This window comes from Microbacterium sp. NPDC058021, from assembly GCF_042885955.1.
In the GTDB taxonomy this organism is placed as follows: Bacteria; Actinomycetota; Actinomycetes; order Actinomycetales; family Microbacteriaceae; genus Microbacterium.
Genome location: NZ_JBHVRF010000004.1, coordinates 213,998 through 230,581 on the forward strand (window position 1 = coordinate 213,998; position 16,584 = coordinate 230,581).

General features: G+C 70.5%; 13 protein-coding genes. 8 read left to right on the plus strand and 5 right to left on the minus strand.

The window, feature by feature from the left end; genetic code table 11:
* Window positions 1–30 precede the first annotated feature (30 nt).
* From ACFVR6_RS10175 to ACFVR6_RS10190, 4 genes are all read left to right on the plus strand, one after another.
* Complete coding sequence (locus tag ACFVR6_RS10175) at window positions 31–1,395, plus strand: branched-chain amino acid ABC transporter permease (protein WP_386962206.1); 1,365 nt, start codon at window positions 31–33, stop codon at window positions 1,393–1,395.
* Between the two features lie 6 nt (window positions 1,396–1,401).
* Window positions 1,402–2,379 (plus strand): branched-chain amino acid ABC transporter permease, encoded by a 978-nt coding sequence (locus ACFVR6_RS10180; RefSeq protein WP_386962209.1) that lies wholly within the window; start codon window positions 1,402–1,404, stop codon window positions 2,377–2,379.
* Between the two features lie 130 nt (window positions 2,380–2,509).
* Window positions 2,510–3,385 carry an ABC transporter ATP-binding protein gene (locus ACFVR6_RS10185; protein ID WP_386962860.1) on the plus strand — a complete coding sequence of 292 codons (876 nt, stop codon included), beginning with the start codon at window positions 2,510–2,512 and terminating at the stop codon, window positions 3,383–3,385.
* Entirely contained in the window at window positions 3,382–4,152 is a 771-nt protein-coding gene (locus ACFVR6_RS10190) for an ABC transporter ATP-binding protein (protein WP_386962212.1), read from the plus strand. The genes ACFVR6_RS10185 and ACFVR6_RS10190 overlap by 4 nt, the downstream gene beginning before the upstream one ends.
* A 76-nt stretch (window positions 4,153–4,228) precedes the next feature.
* Here the strand turns inward: ACFVR6_RS10190 and ACFVR6_RS10195 are convergent, their stop codons facing one another.
* The 3 genes from ACFVR6_RS10195 to groES form a co-directional block, all read right to left on the minus strand.
* Window positions 4,229–5,497 (minus strand): ABC transporter substrate-binding protein, encoded by a 1,269-nt coding sequence (locus ACFVR6_RS10195; protein WP_386962215.1) that lies wholly within the window; start codon window positions 5,495–5,497, stop codon window positions 4,229–4,231.
* A gap of 171 nt (window positions 5,498–5,668) precedes the next feature.
* Window positions 5,669–6,604, minus strand: coding sequence for an EamA family transporter RarD (rarD, locus tag ACFVR6_RS10200; protein WP_386962863.1), 936 nt, complete (start codon window positions 6,602–6,604; stop codon window positions 5,669–5,671).
* Window positions 6,605–6,689: 85 nt separating this feature from the next.
* Window positions 6,690–6,986: a co-chaperone GroES gene (groES, locus tag ACFVR6_RS10205; protein WP_191719721.1), complete on the minus strand. Its 297-nt coding sequence runs from the start codon at window positions 6,984–6,986 to the stop codon at window positions 6,690–6,692.
* 291 nt (window positions 6,987–7,277) lie between these two features.
* Between groES and ACFVR6_RS10210 the strand changes: the two genes are divergently transcribed.
* From ACFVR6_RS10210 to ACFVR6_RS10225, 4 genes are all read left to right on the plus strand, one after another.
* Entirely contained in the window at window positions 7,278–9,173 is a 1,896-nt protein-coding gene (locus ACFVR6_RS10210; protein WP_386962219.1) for an Hsp70 family protein, read from the plus strand.
* 43 nt (window positions 9,174–9,216) lie between these two features.
* Window positions 9,217–11,748 (plus strand): LuxR C-terminal-related transcriptional regulator, encoded by a 2,532-nt coding sequence (locus ACFVR6_RS10215; protein WP_386962222.1) that lies wholly within the window; start codon window positions 9,217–9,219, stop codon window positions 11,746–11,748.
* Window positions 11,749–11,845: 97 nt separating this feature from the next.
* Window positions 11,846–12,583 carry an IniB N-terminal domain-containing protein gene (locus tag ACFVR6_RS10220; protein WP_386962225.1) on the plus strand — a complete coding sequence of 246 codons (738 nt, stop codon included), beginning with the start codon at window positions 11,846–11,848 and terminating at the stop codon, window positions 12,581–12,583.
* A complete protein-coding gene (locus ACFVR6_RS10225) occupies window positions 12,558–13,211 on the plus strand; it encodes a hypothetical protein (protein ID WP_386962228.1) in 654 nt (217 codons plus the stop codon). Before ACFVR6_RS10220 ends, ACFVR6_RS10225 begins: the two co-directional genes overlap by 26 nt.
* Here the strand turns inward: ACFVR6_RS10225 and ACFVR6_RS10230 are convergent.
* Both ACFVR6_RS10230 and ACFVR6_RS10235 read right to left on the minus strand, forming a co-directional pair.
* Window positions 13,152–14,663, minus strand: a complete 1,512-nt coding sequence (locus ACFVR6_RS10230) for a dynamin family protein (protein WP_386962231.1) — start codon at window positions 14,661–14,663, stop codon at window positions 13,152–13,154. The genes ACFVR6_RS10225 and ACFVR6_RS10230 overlap by 60 nt on opposite strands.
* The gene (locus ACFVR6_RS10235) at window positions 14,660–16,555 is read right to left on the minus strand and encodes a dynamin family protein (protein WP_386962233.1); all 1,896 of its coding nucleotides are present in this window, start codon (window positions 16,553–16,555) and stop codon (window positions 14,660–14,662) included. The genes ACFVR6_RS10230 and ACFVR6_RS10235 overlap by 4 nt, the downstream gene beginning before the upstream one ends.
* Window positions 16,556–16,584 lie beyond the last annotated feature (29 nt).

A 16,584-nucleotide genomic window follows, 5' to 3' on the forward strand; every position in this document is an offset into this window, starting at 1 on the left:
TTGGCCTCTCGTACTCGAAGCGGAGGTTCCGTGAGTCCCACGACCACGACGCAGCGGCGCAGCACCGGATGGGTGGGCGTTCTCGTCGGTCTCTTCCTTGCTGCCGCCATGGTCCTGCTGGTCGCGCCCACCGGCGCACATGCAGCATCGACTGCCCCGGACACCCCGGGTGCCGATCAAGAGGAGACCGACTACTACTTCGGCGGCGTCATCACCTTCGATGACGAAGCGGTACCCGATGTGACCATCGGAATCGAGGGCGGCGGCTTCGAAGCCGAGACCATCACCGGTGCCGACGGCCGCTGGCGCCTGTACGTCCCTGAGAAGGACACGTACACGCTGGTGATCGACGAGTCCACCCTCCCCGAGGGCGTCATCGTCGATCCCGAGCTGCTGCCGGACGGCATGGTCCCCGTCAGCGGCGCGACGGCGTCCTTCGAGGTCGAGTTCGGCCTCACCGGGTCGAAGATCGTCAACCTCTTCCTCGGCGAAGGCGTACGCCAGACGACGTCCTTCATCGACCAGCTCGCCTCGCGACTGGTGAACGGCCTGAACTTCGGCCTGCTGCTGGCCCTGGCCGCGATGGGCGCCGCGCTCATCTTCGGCACGACGGGGCTGTCGAACTTCGCGCACGGCGAGATGGTCACGTGGGGCGCACTGGTGGCGATGGTCGTCAGCACCATGTGGCAGCTGCCGCTGTGGGTCGGACTGATCTCCGCGGTCCTCGCCGGCGCCGCACTCGGACTCGCCTCGGATGCCGCACTGTGGCGACCATTGCGAAGAAGGGGCCTCGGCGTCGTCCAGCTCATGATCGTGAGCATCGGACTGTCGTTGGCGCTGCGCTACACCTTCCAGTACCTCATCGGCGGGTCCACACGGCAGCTGCCGGGCGCGAGCCCCACGCCGATCCAGTTCGGTCCGATCACGCTGAGCTACATCGACCTCATCAGCATGGGGGTCAGCATCGTCGTGATCATCGCCGTGGCGTACTTCCTGCTGGGCACCCGCATCGGCAAGGCGACCCGCGCGATCTCCGACAACCCGCAGCTCGCTGCGGCGTCGGGCATCAACGTCGACCGGGTCGTGCGCATCGTGTGGATCCTGGCGGGCACCCTCGCCGCCCTCTCGGGCGTGCTGTGGGCGTACTTCCGCCCCGGCGTGCGCTGGGACATGGGAACGCAGATGCTGCTGCTCATCTTCGCCGCGATCACCCTCGGCGGCCTCGGCACGGCGTTCGGCGCCCTGCTGGGTGCACTGATCGTGGGAATCGTGGTGGAGACCTCCACCCTCTGGATCCCGTCGGACCTCAAGTACGCGGGCGCTCTGGTCGTGCTCATCCTCATCCTGCTGGTGAGGCCACAGGGCCTCCTCGGTCGCAAAGAAAGATTGGGGTAACCCGATATGGATTGGGGTGCCATCCTCGGAAACACGCTCAGCTACCTGCTGAGCCCTGTCACGATCGCGTATGCGCTGGCGGCGACGGGCCTGGCCGTGCACTTCGGCTTCGCGGGCCTGCTCAACTTCGGCATGGCGGGGTTCATGGCCCTGGGCGGCTACGGCTACGCCATCTCGGTGCTGAGCTTCAACCTCCCCTGGTGGATGGGCATGATCGTCGGCCTGCTGCTGGCGGCGCTGTTCGCGGTGCTGCTGGGTGTGCCGACCCTGCGCCTGCGCGCCGACTACCTCGCGATCGTCACGATCGCGGCGGCCGAGATCATCCGCCTGCTGTTCACCACGCAGGTGTTCGACGAGTGGACCAACTCCGCCGACGGCCTGGGGAACTATCACGGCGGATTCCGCGACGCGAACCCGTTCCCCGACGGCGAGTACGGCTTCGGCCCGTGGACGTTCAACCAGGACGGCCTGTGGGTGCGGGTGTTCGGCCTGTTCCTGCTGGCACTGGCGATCTTCGTGGTGTGGTCCCTCATGCGCAGCCCGTGGGGCCGCGTGCTCAAGGGCATCCGCGAGGACGAGGATGCCGTGCGGGCACTGGGCAAGAACGTCTTCGCCTACAAGATGCAGGCCCTCGTCGTCGGCGGCATGATCGGCGCCATGGGCGGCATCGTGTACGTCCTCCCCTCGGCGGTGGTCCCCTCCAGCTACACGACCTCGCTCACGTTCTTCCTGTGGACGATCCTGCTCCTCGGTGGCGCGTCGACCATCTTCGGCCCGTCGCTGGGCGCCGTGCTGTTCTGGATGGTGATGGCGCTGCTGGGCAACCTCCTGCCGCAGCTCGCGGCCGAAGGCATCCTTCCCATGTCCGACATCCAGGCGGGCACGCTGCGCTACATCCTCGTGGGTGTCTCGCTCATGCTGCTCGTGATCTTCCGTCCGCAGGGCATCCTCGGCGACAAGAGGGAGATGACCTTTGTCAAGTGACCAGACCAATACGCCCGAGGAGCCGCAGGCTCCGCAGGTGCCACCGGTGACCGGCAGCGTGCCGCGTCCGAAGACCTCGGGCCTGGCCAAGGGCGAGGCCGTTCCCGGCGTCGCCAAGGTCGACCCGATCATGGTGATCGACGGCGTCACGCGTCGCTTCGGCGGTCTCACCGCCGTGGATGTCGAGCACCTCGAGATCCCGCGCAACGCCATCACGGCGCTCATCGGTCCCAACGGCGCCGGCAAGACGACGCTGTTCAACCTGCTGTGCGGTTTCGACAAGCCCAACAGCGGCTCGTGGTCGTACGACGGCAAGAACCTCGCCGGCATCCCCGCGTTCAAGGTGGCGCGTATGGGGCAGGTGCGCACGTTCCAGCTGACCAAGGCACTGTCGCTGCTGACGGTGCTGGAGAACATGAAGCTCGGCGCCCCCGCGCAGCGCGGGGAGAAGTTCTGGCAGGCCTTCGTCCCGGCGGTCTGGCGCAGCCAGGAGACGGCGAACGAGGAGAAGGCCCGCGACCTGCTGAAGAGGTTCAAGCTCGACGCGAAGGAGCAGGATTTCGCCGCGTCGCTCTCGGGCGGTCAGCGCAAGCTCCTCGAGATGGCGCGCGCGCTCATGAGCGATCCGAACCTGGTCATGCTCGACGAGCCGATGGCCGGGGTCAACCCCGCCCTCACCGAGTCGCTGCTCGATCACATCCTGGACCTCAAGGAGCTGGGTATGACCGTGCTGTTCGTCGAGCACGACATGCACATGGTGCGCCACATCGCCGACTGGGTCGTGGTGATGGCCGAGGGCAAGGTCGTCGCCGAAGGCCCACCGGATGCCGTGATGCAGAACAAGGCGGTCATCGACGCCTACCTCGGCAGTCACCAGGATGTGGACCTCGGTGTCGTGACCGGGCGCATCGCCGGCGAGCTGGACACCTCAGCGGTCGAACTGCTCGAAGAGATCAAAGAAGAGGAAGAGGCGTCGATCGCCGAGGCCGAGAAGGAGAAGAAGTGAGTGCTCCCGCTCCCGCCGCGGCCGCGGCCGCGACGGACGGCGACATCGTCGTCAACGTCGTGGATCTGGTCGCCGGCTATCTGCCAGGCATCGACATCATCAACAGCGCCAACCTCGTCGCCCGCAAGGGCGAGCTGATCGGCATCATCGGGCCCAACGGCGCCGGCAAGTCGACCCTGCTGAAAGCCATCTTCGGCATGGTCAAGGTGCGCAGCGGCGACATCACCGTCAACGGCGAGAGCATCGTGGGCCTCAAGGCCGACAAGCTGGTGCGCCGCGGCGTCGCGTTCGTCCCGCAGACGAACAACGTGTTCCCGTCGCTGTCGATCGAGGACAACCTGCAGATGGGGCTCTTCCAGAACCCCAAGATCTACGCCGAGCGTCTGGAATTCGTCACCGGCATCTTCGCCGAGCTCGGCAAGCGCCTCAAGCAGCGCGCGGGATCGCTGTCGGGCGGCGAACGGCAGATGGTCGCGATGAGTCGCGCGCTCATGATGGATCCGTCCGTGCTGCTGCTGGACGAGCCGAGCGCGGGCCTGTCCCCCGTCCGGCAGGACGACGCCTTCATCCGCGTCTCCGACATCAACAAGGCCGGCGTGACGACCATCATGGTCGAGCAGAACGCCCGCCGCTGCCTGCAGATCTGCGACCGCGGCTACGTGCTCGACCAGGGCCGTGACGCCTACGAGGGCACCGGCCGGGAGCTGCTCAACGACCCGAAGGTGATCGGGCTGTACCTGGGCAGCCTGGGCGCCGACGGGGTCTGACCCGCTCGCGGACTCCCCGTCGCACGAAGAGGGCCCCGGATCCACGGATCCGGGGCCCTCACTCACTCACTGGGTGTCAGCGGGTGTCGATGCGCTCGTGCATGTTGTCGGCGCCGTACTGGAAGATGCCGATCGACGCCTCGGTCGGGTCGCCGTTCTCATCGAACGTCACCGGGCCCGAGTAGCCGTCGTAGTCCGCGGTGCCACCCTCGAGGATGATGTCCGCGCACTCGGCGAACGAGGTGCAGGTCGTGCCCTCGCCCGAACCGCCCGAGACCTCCTGCAGCTTGCCGGAGATCGCAGCGGCGTCGGTGGCGTTGGCCGCCAGAGACGCCAGGGCGAGCAGGATGACCGCGTCGTAGGACTCGGCGGCGTAGGAGTAGTCCGACAGCTCGGTGTTGCCGTCTGCGGTCCACGCGTCGTTCAGACGAGCCTGGAAGTCGTCCTCCAGCACCGGTCCGGGCGTGGTGCCCTTGGCACCCTCGAGCGGGACCGCCACGTCGGCGCCCCACTGCTTGAGGTTGCCGTCGACCAGGTAGAAGCTCTCCGCGGACTGACCGGCGTTCACCAGCAGCGGCGCGATGGTCGCGAACTGGTCGAACGTGATCAGCACGACCGCGTCGGGGTTCTCCGCCGTGACGGTGGCCACCTGCGCGTCGAACGAGCTGTCGCCGTCGTTGTACGACGCCTCGGCGACCACGGTGCCACCGGAGGCTTCGAACACCTCCTTGACGACCCCGAACAGGCCGGTGCCGTACGCGTCGTTCTGGTAGATGATGCCGATGTTCTCGTGGCCGTCCTCGGCGATCAGGTTGGCGAGGACCTCGCCCTGCAGCAGGTCGCTGGGGGCGGTGCGCCAGTAGAGGCCGTCGTCGTCCCAGGTCGTGAAGTCCGGCGACGTGTTCGCCGGCGAGAAGGTGATGATGCCCTCCGAGACGTTGCTGTCGAGGAAGAGCTTGGTCACGCCCGACGCCGCAGCGCCGATCATGGCCGCGACCCCTTCGCTCTGCAGCTTCGGGACGGTGGTCTCGAATGCCTTGTTGTCGGCGTCGCCGGAGTCACCAGGGGTCAGGTCGATCGTGAGGCCCTTGGCGGCATCGTTGACCTCGTTGACCGCGAGCAGCACACCCGCCTCCTCGGGCGGGCCGAGGAACGCGAGGCTGCCGGACTGCGGCAGCACGGTTCCGATGCTGAGGGTGAGGTCCTCGCGGTCCTCGGCGGGGGCCGCCGAGGAATCTGACGGCTCTGACGAGCCGGCGCAGCCGGCGAGGATGATCGCGCTGACCCCGGCCACGGCGACGGCGCCGAGGACCTTGGCGCCACGCGAACGTGTGAAGACGCTCATAGTGCTCCCTAGTTGATTCGTGAGCGGCACGGCTTCGTCGGGCGCCGCGCCAGTGGGTCCCAACCTAATCGTGGGTCTGCGTCGCCAGTGTTGCGATGTGTTAACGGTCTGAAACAGTCGAGTCTCGGAAAGATAACGGCGTTGCGGATGCCGGACCGGGACCGGGCTCGGTCAGGTGATCGGGCCGAGGTCGCTGACGCCGCGGCCGCGGCGGGCGTGGCGCAGCGAATCCGCCGTCAGCAGGATGAGCGCCACCCAGACCAGCGCGAAACCGGCCCAGCGCTCGGGCGGCATGTCCTCGCCGAGCCAGACCCCGATGGCGAACTGCAGGATGGGCGCCACGAACTGCAGGAGCCCCATGACCGACAGGGGCGCCCGACGGGCACCCGCGGCGAAGAAGAGCAGCGGCACGGCCGTCACGACGCCCGCGAGCCCGAGCAGCACCGCGTGACCGGCGCCGGCCGTTCCCATCGTGATGCCCGTGGTGACCCCCACGACCGCCAGCTGCACCCCGGCGACCGGCAGCAGCCAGAACGACTCCAGCGTCAGTCCGCTGACGGCATCCACCTCGGGCCCCAGTTGCTTCTTCACGAGGCCGTACAGACCGAACGAGCCCGCGAGGGTCAGCGCGATCCAGGGGAAGGCGCCGTAGCCGACGACGATGACCGCGACCGCCGCGGCGGCGATACCCAGGGCGACCCACTGCGTCACGCGCAGGCGCTCGTGGAGCACGAGGACCCCCAGCAGCACCGTGACGATCGGGTTGATGAAGTACCCCAGGCTCGACTCCAGCACGTGGCCGGTGAGCGTGGCGATGAGGAAGACCTGCCAGTTGACGTAGATCAGGGCACCGGCGACCGCCGTCCACAGCAGCAGCCGGGGCTTTCGGACGATCGCGAGGATGCGCGGCCACGAGCGGGTGACCGTCAGCAGCAGCAGACAGAACACGAACGACAGCAGCACCCGCCACGACACGACCTCCCACGGGCCCGTGGGGGCGAGGACGAGGAAGTAGAGGGGCATGAAGCCCCACAGGAAGTACGCCGAGAAGGCGTAGACGCCGCCGAGCAGTCGTTCGCGTGCGGGATCGGCGGCGGGGGCGGTCATCACCGGCCCAGCCTAGGGCCGCCGCCGCAACGACGAAGGACCCGGATGCCGAGTGGCATCCGGGTCCTTGTCGTTGTGCGTTCGCTCAGCGGACGACGACCGCCAGCACGTCGCGGGCCGAGAGCACCAGCAGCTCGTCGCCACCGAACTTGACCTCGGTCCCGCCGTACTTGCTGTAGATCACGCGATCGCCGACGGCGACGTCGAGCGGGATGCGGTTGCCGTTGTCGTCGATGCGACCGGGGCCCACTGCGACGACCTCGCCCTCCTGGGGCTTCTCCTTCGCGGTGTCAGGAATGACCAGCCCACTGGCGGTGGTCTGCTCGGCCTCGACCTGCTTGATGACGATGCGGTCCTCGAGCGGCTTGATGGAAACCGACACGGTCTACCTCTTTCTTGAAACTGAAGACTCGTTAGCACACACCCAGTGAGAGTGCTAACGCCAGTGTACGGGGACGCTGGCACTCACGCAACGCGAGTGCCAGCCCGTGACGCCGCGTGACGGATGCCTTCATACGCATGTATCAGCGCCCCTGGTATGCCCTCTACACAGGTGATATACATAGCCCGACCGCAAGGCCGTTGTCCGAATTCCGGGGGGAAAGGACACGTAGTGGGGTACGTCATCGCCGTCGATGTCGGAACCAGCCGGACAGCTGCAGCCGTTGCGCGTGTGAGATCGGATGGGGAGATCTCGACAACCCCGTTCGCACTCGGACGTCACGCTGACAGTGTTCCGAGTTCCGTCTTCGCCCTTTCCGGGGAGCTGCTGTGGGGGGATGCCGCGGAGCGCCGCGGCATCACCCAGCCCGAGCGTCTCATCCGGGAATTCACCCGCCGCGTGGGCGACGACGTGCCGATCATCGCGGGGGATCAGAGCTTCACCGCGGAGCAGCTGTTCGCCCGCATGGTGACGTGGGTGGTGGACACGGTCCGCGAACGCGAGGGGCACTCCCCCGACGCGGTCGCCGTGACGGTGCCGGTCACGTGGGGCGGCTATCGCACCGCGTTGATCGAGGGGGCGTTGGCGCGCGCCGGCCTCGGGGACGTCGTGATCGTCAGCGAACCGGAGGCCGCCGCCCGACGCTACGAGACGCTCAACCCGCTGGCGCCGGCGCACGCGCTGGCGGTCTACGACTTCGGCGGCGGCACCTTCGACGCTGTGATCCTGCGCAAGGACGCCGACGGCACCGTGCAGCCCGCGGGCGATCCGCACGGCATCCGCGACCTCGGCGGTGTCGACTTCGACGATGCCGTGCTGCGCCACGCGATTGCGGTCGCCGGATTCTCGGCGGTGACCCTCGCCGCCGATCGCGGTGCCCGCATGGGGCTCGCTGCCCTGCGGCGCGAATGCGTCGAAGCCAAGGAAGCGCTGTCCTTCGACAGCGAGGTGTCGATCCCGGTGCTGCTGGGCGACCGGGAGACGACCGTCCGCCTCACACGCGACGAGTTCGAGGCGATGATCGAGGATGCCATCGGGCGCACCGCCGAGACACTGGCCGACGCGCTCGAATCGGCCGATGTGACATCCGATCGCATCGACGCGATCCTGCTCACCGGCGGGTCCTCCCGCATCCCGCGGGTGGCCCAGCACCTGTCCGCGCGGTTCGATCTGCCCATCGCCACCGACGTCGACCCGAAGGCGATCATCGCCCTCGGAGCCGCCGGCGCTGTCGCCGCCGAGCGCGCCGGCATCGCCGCGGCGCGCCTCGCGGCCCGCAGCGATGGGCCAGGGACGGATGCCGATGCAGAGCCGACCGACGAGGGCGCCCTCGACACGGCGTCCGCCGCCGCGGTGGTCGCGGCAGCGCCGCGGCCGGTCCGGACCTCGCGCTCCTGGTTCCACCGCATGGGGGCGGGCACCCTCTCGGGTACCGGGGTGGTGGCGCTTGCAGCGACGATGATCACCCTCAGCGCTTCCGCCCTCGGCGGCGCGCCGATCGACCATGCCCTCGGCGGCGTCGCCGGCGCCGAACGGGCGGGACTGACACTGCCGTGGGCGTGGGAGAGCGCGCAGGCGCAGGCGCTGCCGACCTCCGACCCGGCGGCCGCCGCGCCGCTGGCACCGGTGCCTCCGTCTGCAGAGCAGACGCCGTCGGCGCGTCGGGCCCCGGGCCGAGCCCTGCCGAGTCGGCCGGTGCCTCCCGCCTCGCCCGCCGCGCGCACGGCGTCGCGCGCCGACTCCCCCGCTGCCGCTGTCTCTCCCGCGCGCCCCGCACCCACGCCGCACCCGCCCGCCGTCGTCGCTCCCGGCACCGCGACGCCCGTCGACCCGCAGCCGACGACCGCTCCCGCACCGACGACGGATCCCGCTCCCGCGCCCGATCCGCAGCCCGCACCCGCTGACCCAGAGCCGACCACCGACCCGGAGCCGCAACCCGCGCCGACCGCGGATCCGCAGCCCGCACCGGCGGACCCCGCTCCCGAGCAATCCGCCCCGCACGACGGCTCCCACGATCACGACCACGGTGACGGCCGCCGCGATGGCGGCGGTCGAGGCGGTGGCGGTGGCCACGGTGGCGACCGCGGCGAGCGGTCCGACCAGAACCGGTCCGAAAGCCAGACCTGACGCGCCCCGACCCGCGGCGCTGCAGCAGCAGCTCAGGAGAACAATGTCGTCCTTGGCCTCGATCCCGTCTTCGCCCGTCCCCGTCGCGCCACCACCCGCCCGTGCCGATCACCGCCCGGCCCTGTGGCCGCGCCTCGCGCAGAACCACATCGCCGCGCTGACGAGCGAGGGCACGCTCGTCCGGGCGGTGGTCAGCGGGGCCGCCGGCTCCGGCAAGTCCGACGCCCTCCGCCACATCCGTCGGGCGCTGCACGCGCAGGGCCGGCGGACCACGCGTCTCGCAGACGACACGGTCCCGGGCGACGTGATCGTCGTGGACGACGCGCACGACCTCGACGCCGACACGGTGCAGCGACTGGTCGACCGCCTCGACGACCCGACGTGCGAACTCGTCGTCGCCTGCCGACCCTGGCCGCAGTCCGCGCAGCTGCAGGTGCTGGCGCGGCGACTGCAGCAAGAGCGGCCGGCGATCGTGCTGGACCGGGTCTCGGCGCACGACGTCGCCGCGTGGCTCCACTGCGAGGGCCGTGAACTGCCGTCCGCGCGACTGGAGGCGCTTCTGGCCCTGTGCGGCGGGACGCCCTGGCTGATGCTCGAGGCGCTGCACCTCGGCGAAGAGGTGACCCTCGCCGACGAGTCCGAGAGCCTGCATGCCGTCTCCGACGCGCTGTCGGCGATCATCGCGCACCGGCTGCGCACGGTCGACCCCGACGTGCGCGATGCGGTGGAGCTCATCTGCTTGGCCGAAGGGGCCACCGTCGGGACGGTCGACGCCGCCGATGCGACGGTGGCAGCCGCGCACGCGGAGGGTCTGCTGCTGCTGGACGGCACGGCGGCACCCGTGGTGCGCGAAGCGGTGCAGGCCACGGTGTCACCCGACCGTCTGCGCCATCTCCTCTCGCAGAACCCCGACCACACCGTCGCCGACACGATCGCCGCACGCGTGCAGGAGCCGCGCTTGGCCGATCGGCTGCTGCGCCGGGCCGACGCCCTCGTGGACGCACAGCCGGAGCGCGCGCTGATGCTGTTCGCCCTGGCCGCCGACGCGGGGGCGGATGCCGCGGCGGCGCACCTCGGCGCCGCACGCGCGGCGTGGGCATTGGGCGACCTCGACGCCGCGGGTGTCGAGCTCGATCGCGCCGCGCGGGCGGGCGGCGTGGTCGTCGGGTCCCCGGCGGCAACCGGACTCGCCGCCGCGTTGTGGGCTGCCCGCGGCCTCATCGAACGCAGCCACGCCATCTACCGCGCCCACGCGCCCAGCGCTCCCGAGGCAGCCGCCGCGGCGGTCGCGGTGGCGCTCGCGGTGGGCGACGACGCCGCGGCGCGCGGCGTCGCCCTGCCCGCACAGGGCGGGGTGCCCTCGACGCTCGAGGTGGCATCCGACCTGCTCATCGCAGGACTGCGGGCAAGCCTCGTCGGCGACGGCTCGAGCGGCCTGGGCGACCTGGTGCGGGCCGCCGAGATGCACACCGCCTCCGGATCCGCCGATGCCGTGCCGGAACTGCCCGCCGTGATCGCGGCGACGGCGGCGCTGCAGCTCGGGGAGACCGACGTCGCCACCACCGTGCTCGCCGACGCGCTGCGCGACGGCCACGGCGGGGCGTGGGCGCACGACCGGCTGCAGCTGTGGAGCGCCTGGGTCGCGATGCAGCGAGAGCACCCGCACGAGGCCGAGTCCGCGCTGCGTCGGGTGCGATCCTCGGTGCGCGACCTGTCCACGCGCGACCGCGTGCTCTGGGATGCCGTCACGGTGGGACTGGCACGCCGGTTCGGCGATGCCACCGACCTCACCACCGCCTGGCGCGGCGCCCGCGAGACCCTGTTGCGCACGCGGTTCGACCTGTTCACGCTGCTGCCGCTGGCAGAGCTCACCGTCACCGCGGCGCGCGTGGGCGACGGCGAGCGCATCGCCGGGCACTTCGCCCGGGCGGTGGACCTCACCGAGCAGCTGGGGTCACCGGCGCTGTGGAGCACCGCCGTGCACTGGGCAGGGGTGCAGCGCGGCATCCTCTCCGACGACCCCGAGTCGCTCAAGCCGCACGCCCGCCGACTGCTCGCCGCGGCGGCGCACAGCCGTACCGCGGCGACGATGGCACACGCGGGGCGGGTGTGGACGGACGTGCTGGCAGGGCGGGTCGACGCGGATGCGGTGGAGACCGCTGCGGCGCAGCTGGCAGCGATCGGGCTCGCGTGGGACGGCGCTCGCCTGGCCGGTCACGGCGCGGCCCGCACCGACGACCGCCGCGTGTCGGCGCGGCTGCTCGCCTGCGCACGCCAGCTCCACCCCCGCGAAGGTGCGGTCACCGAGCCCACCGCCGCCGACGCCGCCACCCCCGTCGCCCCCATGCTGAGCGCGCGCGAGCACGACGTGGCGCTGCTCGTGCTGCAGGGGAAGACCTACGCCGAGATCGGTGCGGCGATCTTCATCTCGCCGCGCACCGCCGAGCATCACATCGCGCGCATCCGGCAGCGGCTCGGCGCGACCTCGCGCTCCGACCTGCTCGACAAGCTCCGCACCGCCCTCACCGGCCAGGACGCGCCGGTGTCCCCCCTCCACACGGGGGCGGCCCCCTAGTGGGCGTCGGGCGATGGGGGGCCGAGCCCCGACGCGGCCCGGGCGACCACGCCATAGCGTGGGATACGGATCCACCTTGCTGGTTAAGGAGTGCACCATGAGCATCACCGTCGCCACTGTCGCCGACGCGCTGATCGAATTCATCCTCAGTCTGCTGCGCGATCCGGATGCCGCCGAGGAGTTCGACGTGGATCCGGCCACGGCGCTGGGCAGCCGCGGACTCTCACAGGTGCGCGCGGAGGACGTGTGCGCCGTGGCGCCGGTGATCGCCGAGCGACCCACCGTCGTCGTCGCCTCCGGTCGCGACCTCGACCCGTCCAGCGCGTCGCCGAGCCCGTCGGTGAACCCTGCCGTGCGCGAGATCCAGAACATCATCAACAACTTCCGCATCGACGACCGCGACACGATCGTGGACCAGTCGGTCAACCAGAACATCTGGGCGGGCGGTGACGTGACGCAGACGTTCGACAACGAAGCCATCGTCGGCTCCGGTGACGGCTCGATCGCGGCCGGCGACGACATCGACATCGACCAGACCGAGGACAACTCCACGAACATCGACGCCGGCGGCGACGCGAACCTCGGCAACGACACCACGACGTCCGTGGTCGAGGGATCGAACAACCAGCAGACCGACACCACCACGACGACCGATTCGTCGACCACGACCACCACGACGGGGTCGGGCAACGACTCGTCGACGCAGGCTTCGGCGGATGCCTCGTACAACGAGTCCGCCACGACCTACCAGGAGACCGCGGTCGATGCAGAGTCGACGACCGTGTACGAATCCACCGACACCACGGTCGATGAAACCGGAGGCGACGATTTCTGACCTGGAGGCCGCCCGCCCGCAGCCGCCGGTGGCCGCAGCGGACCGCGGCGGGGCGGGCGCACCACCGCAGGCGCCGGCACGCCCGACGCTCGCCGGCAAGGCCGCGGCGCCGGTACTGGTCAAGCTCGCCCCGCCGGTGAGCGTGCGCCTGGCGCAGCTGGGCTGGGTGCTGAGCCTGGTGACCGGTGCGGTGGCGGTGGTGTACCTGTTCATCATCCGCGAGACGCAGCTGCCGGAGATGACCGAGGCGATCAAGGCGGTCGATGGCACGCGTGCCGAGGAGACCTACTCGACGGCGGCGGAGATCCTGTACTGGACGGCGTTCGGCATCCTCGCGGTGGTCCTGCTCGTGCAGGTGACCTGCCTGGTGTCGTTCAACAACCGCCGTCCGCGGGCGCGATGGTGGCAGTTCGGCTCGGTGATGCTGCTGGGGATCGCGCTCATCGGCATCCGGGAGCTCGTCGCGGTCGGCGAACGCGGGCTGCCGCTGACCCGCCTCCTGGCGTTGCAGGTGGGGCTCGCCCTCCTCGCCCTCGCGTTCAGCGTGCTGCCTCCGGCGCTGAAGTGGTCAGCGCGACGGCATGACGTCCGGGCTGTGTCCCCCGGGGTGGGCGGAGCCGACCTCTGAGGCGATGGCCTCGAGGCTGCGCACCACGACGCGGCAGGTCTGCGTCGTGGCGCGATCGTTCAGCGGCGACTGCTCCAGCATCCGCCAGTAGGCCAGGCGCTCCGCGGCCGCCTCCCTCACCTGCACGCGCAGTGCCGGCTCCGCGAGGCCCAGACGTGCGGATGCCGCGTCGCCCTCCCCGCCGATGATGCGTTCGGCTTCCGCCTCGTCGGGGGCGGCCAGCGCCGAGACGGACGTGCGGAGATCCGCGAGCAGGGCAAGCTCCCGCAGGTCGTGCGCGGTCACGCTCACCCGTTCGATCGCGATGCGCACCCCGGTGGCTCCGGCACGCGGCTTCTCCCGCAGCAGCTCCGCCACCGCGTCGAGCACGGTGCGGGCCTTGAGAGCTGCGACCCGCGAGCGGAACTGGTCCGCCACGAAGCGCTGCACGTCGATCAGGCCGCTCTGCGCGATCATCCGCTCCGCCAGGTCCGAGGACGTCCGTGCGCCGCCCCGCACGAGCGCGGCGCCGAGTCGCACGCCGAACAGGCCGAACCGCGCCAGCAGGCGCTGGCGCACCGAGACGCTCAGATCCGTGTCGGGTGAGACGCGCACGAAGCGGTCGACCGACACGAACAGCCGCTCGCGCTGCTCCCGGCTGAGCGCGGCGAGCGAGCGGAACGCGATGAACTCGCTCTCCCGCAGCGTCCGGGCCCCCTCGGCCAGCAGCCCCGCCACCGGGATGACGCCGAGGGTGAGGGCGCGCAGCTCCCCGTCGCGCCGGTAGCGCTCTGCGATGCGGGAGGCGGAGATGAGCGAGTCGATCCGGCCGGAGCCGATCTCGTCGGCCCGCGAGAGCAGCCCTACTGCGTTGACGGTGTGCGAGGAGCCGGCCACCGTGTCGCGGAACGCCTCGAGGAACGCGACGTCGGAGGCGTGGATGTGGCGCAGCAGATAGATGATGGCATCGGCGTCGGAGGGCGAATGCTCCGGGGTGAGAAACCGGGTCGTCCGCAGCGACGTCGTCGCCGACAGCGAGGCGATGCCGGGGGTGTCGATGAGCACCGTGGTGCGCAGGTGCTCCGACGGCCACGCGACGTCGATCCAGCCGACCTCGTCGGCGGAGTAGGAGCCGAGGTCGAGCTCGAGCGCGCCGTCGCTGCGGCGCACCGGGAGACGCGCGGTGGTGCCGTCCGCCAGATGCAGTGTCACCGTCGGGGTGAGCGCGTAGCGGTACCAGACGACGAGTTTGGTGCACTCGCCGGCATCCGTCGGTGCCACCTGCTCTCCGATGAGGGCGTTGAGCAGCGTCGATTTGCCTGCCTTCACCACGCCGGCGACCGCCAGCCGCAGCGGCTCGTTCAGGCGACGGTCGTACGCGTCGAGGCGCTCCAGCGCCGCAGGGTCGTCGGCGTACAGCTCCCGCGCTTCTGCGACGACGCCGGCGATCTCACCGATGCCGACCCGCCTCATGCGCGGACCGGTTCGGGGTCTTCGGGCACCGGTATCTCGCGGATCTCCGCCCGTAGCGACTCGATGCGCGACAGGCGCAGCCGCAGCTGGGCGATGCGCTCGTCGCGACCGGCGGTGTAGCTCGCCGCGGCCTGCTTGGCCACCAGCACCGACTCCGACAGCGACCGGTGCAGTTCGTCGGCGATGGTGCCGAAATGGTCGCGCGACACCCGCTGCACGAGACGCAGGCGGTCCTTCAGCTGCTTGCCGACCTGGAACACGACCTCGTCGATGTGCTTGCGCACGAGGCTCTTCGCCTCCATCTGGCGCCGGGTGAGGCGGGAGGTCATGTCCTCACGGAAGGCGCGACGGCCGACGAGGACGCCTGCCAGCAGCGAGAGCGGGTTGATGAGCGACAGCCCGATGAGACTCGTCGCGAGGCCGACCATGAGAACGCCGCCGTACGATCCGCGCACGCCGATGTAGATCTTCTCGGCCGCGCTCAGGCGCCCCTCGGCGAGGTCGGCGAGTTCTTCGACCGGGTCGAGCAGCCCCTCGGTGCGGCCCACGTCGATGAGGGGGATCGAGGACTCCCCCGTGATGAACGCGTCGGCGACGCGTTCGGCGAGCCATTGCGACCGTTCGTCCGTCCACACGAACGTCTCCGAGACCGCGGCACTCACCCGCACGTCCAGCCACTGCGCGATCTGGTCCCAGATGGGGCCGGGGTCGCCCTCGTCGATGGACGCCTCGGCGTCGCGCTGCACCTTGCGCAGCCGGTCGCGCAGGTCGTGCTCGGTGTCGGCCATGAGATCGGCGATGCCGTCGCTCAGGGTGACCTGCCAGCGCGATGAGCGGCTGCGGAACTCGTCGGCACGGGATTTGGCCTCCTCGAGCCTGGCGATCATGCGCGGGGTGTCCTCGGGGTGTTCCAGCGCCGCGAGCTCGGTGCGCAGCGCCATGCCCAGCTGCTCGGTCACCGACAGCAGCTCGTGGATGACCACGCGCCGGCGCAGCGTCTCGGCACGGCCCAGCACGTCCCGGCGCAGGTGCGCGACGAGAGCGGGGAACCCCGATTCGTCGTTGAGGGTGCGGTCCTGCTGGTCGGCGGCGAGCAGGCGCAGGTCGCTGGAGACCGCGAACAGCGGCACGGTTCCGACGTCGCCGAGGTGGCTGCGGTCGATGTTCTCGATCTGGCGCCACGACGGGTAGATGTCGGTCTTGGACAGCACCGCCGCCACGCTCGGCGACATCCGCATCGCGTGCCGCAGGAACTGGATCTCCGGCTCGGTGTATTCCTGCGACGCATCGGAGACCAGCAGCACGGCGTGCGCGGTCGACAGCGCCGCCAGGGTGCTGAGCGAGCGCGTCGACTCGAGCCCGCCGACGCCGGGCGAGTCGATGACGCGCAGGCCTCCCTTGAGGATCTCCCGCGGCAGCAGCACCTCCGCCCCCACGATGTCCCCACGTGCCTCCCGCTCGCCGCTCTCCGACACGTAGTCGGCGAGGTCGTCCAGCGGCACCGGGACCCGTTCGATCTCGGGATCGGGCCCGTCGTCGCGCCGCATCAGCACGACCGCCGACGGCGTCTCGGCGTAGCCCACGGACGTCGGCACGCTGGTGGCGACGTCGTCGTCCACCGGGCAGGCCGGCGCGTTGACCAGTGCGTTGACGAGCTTGCTCTTGCCCTGTTTGAACTGACCGACCACGACGACCCGGATGTGAGGATCCAGCACCCGCTCCTTCGTCTGCCTCAGCCTCGTGACGAGGTCCGGCCGGCCGAGAGCCTGCGAGTAACCGGCGGTCCGGTCGATGAGCGGGAGCAGTGCAGCGGTGACGGCCTCCTCGTCGAGGTCATCGGGCGAATCCGGCGGCGTGGGCGCGAATCCGGAGCCGGGGGCGGGGTGGGTCATCGGGCGGCCTTTCAGGTGCGCGGGTCGCA

Bases quoted from the DNA above. Each gene is read 5' to 3' on its own strand.
- rarD (WP_386962863.1), bottom strand. From the start codon at position 6,604: ATGACCGCCCCCGCCGCCGATCCCGCACGCGAACGACTGCTCGGCGGC.
- ACFVR6_RS10185 (WP_386962860.1), top strand. From the start codon at position 2,510: ATGGTGATCGACGGCGTCACGCGTCGCTTCGGCGGTCTCACCGCCGTG.
- ACFVR6_RS10215 (WP_386962222.1), top strand. From the start codon at position 9,217: ATGTCGTCCTTGGCCTCGATCCCGTCTTCGCCCGTCCCCGTCGCGCCA.
- ACFVR6_RS10180 (WP_386962209.1), top strand. From the start codon at position 1,402: ATGGATTGGGGTGCCATCCTCGGAAACACGCTCAGCTACCTGCTGAGC.
- ACFVR6_RS10235 (WP_386962233.1), bottom strand. From the start codon at position 16,555: ATGACCCACCCCGCCCCCGGCTCCGGATTCGCGCCCACGCCGCCGGAT.
- ACFVR6_RS10230 (WP_386962231.1), bottom strand. From the start codon at position 14,663: ATGAGGCGGGTCGGCATCGGTGAGATCGCCGGCGTCGTCGCAGAAGCG.
- ACFVR6_RS10195 (WP_386962215.1), bottom strand. From the start codon at position 5,497: ATGAGCGTCTTCACACGTTCGCGTGGCGCCAAGGTCCTCGGCGCCGTC.
- ACFVR6_RS10225 (WP_386962228.1), top strand. From the start codon at position 12,558: ATGAAACCGGAGGCGACGATTTCTGACCTGGAGGCCGCCCGCCCGCAG.
- ACFVR6_RS10220 (WP_386962225.1), top strand. From the start codon at position 11,846: ATGAGCATCACCGTCGCCACTGTCGCCGACGCGCTGATCGAATTCATC.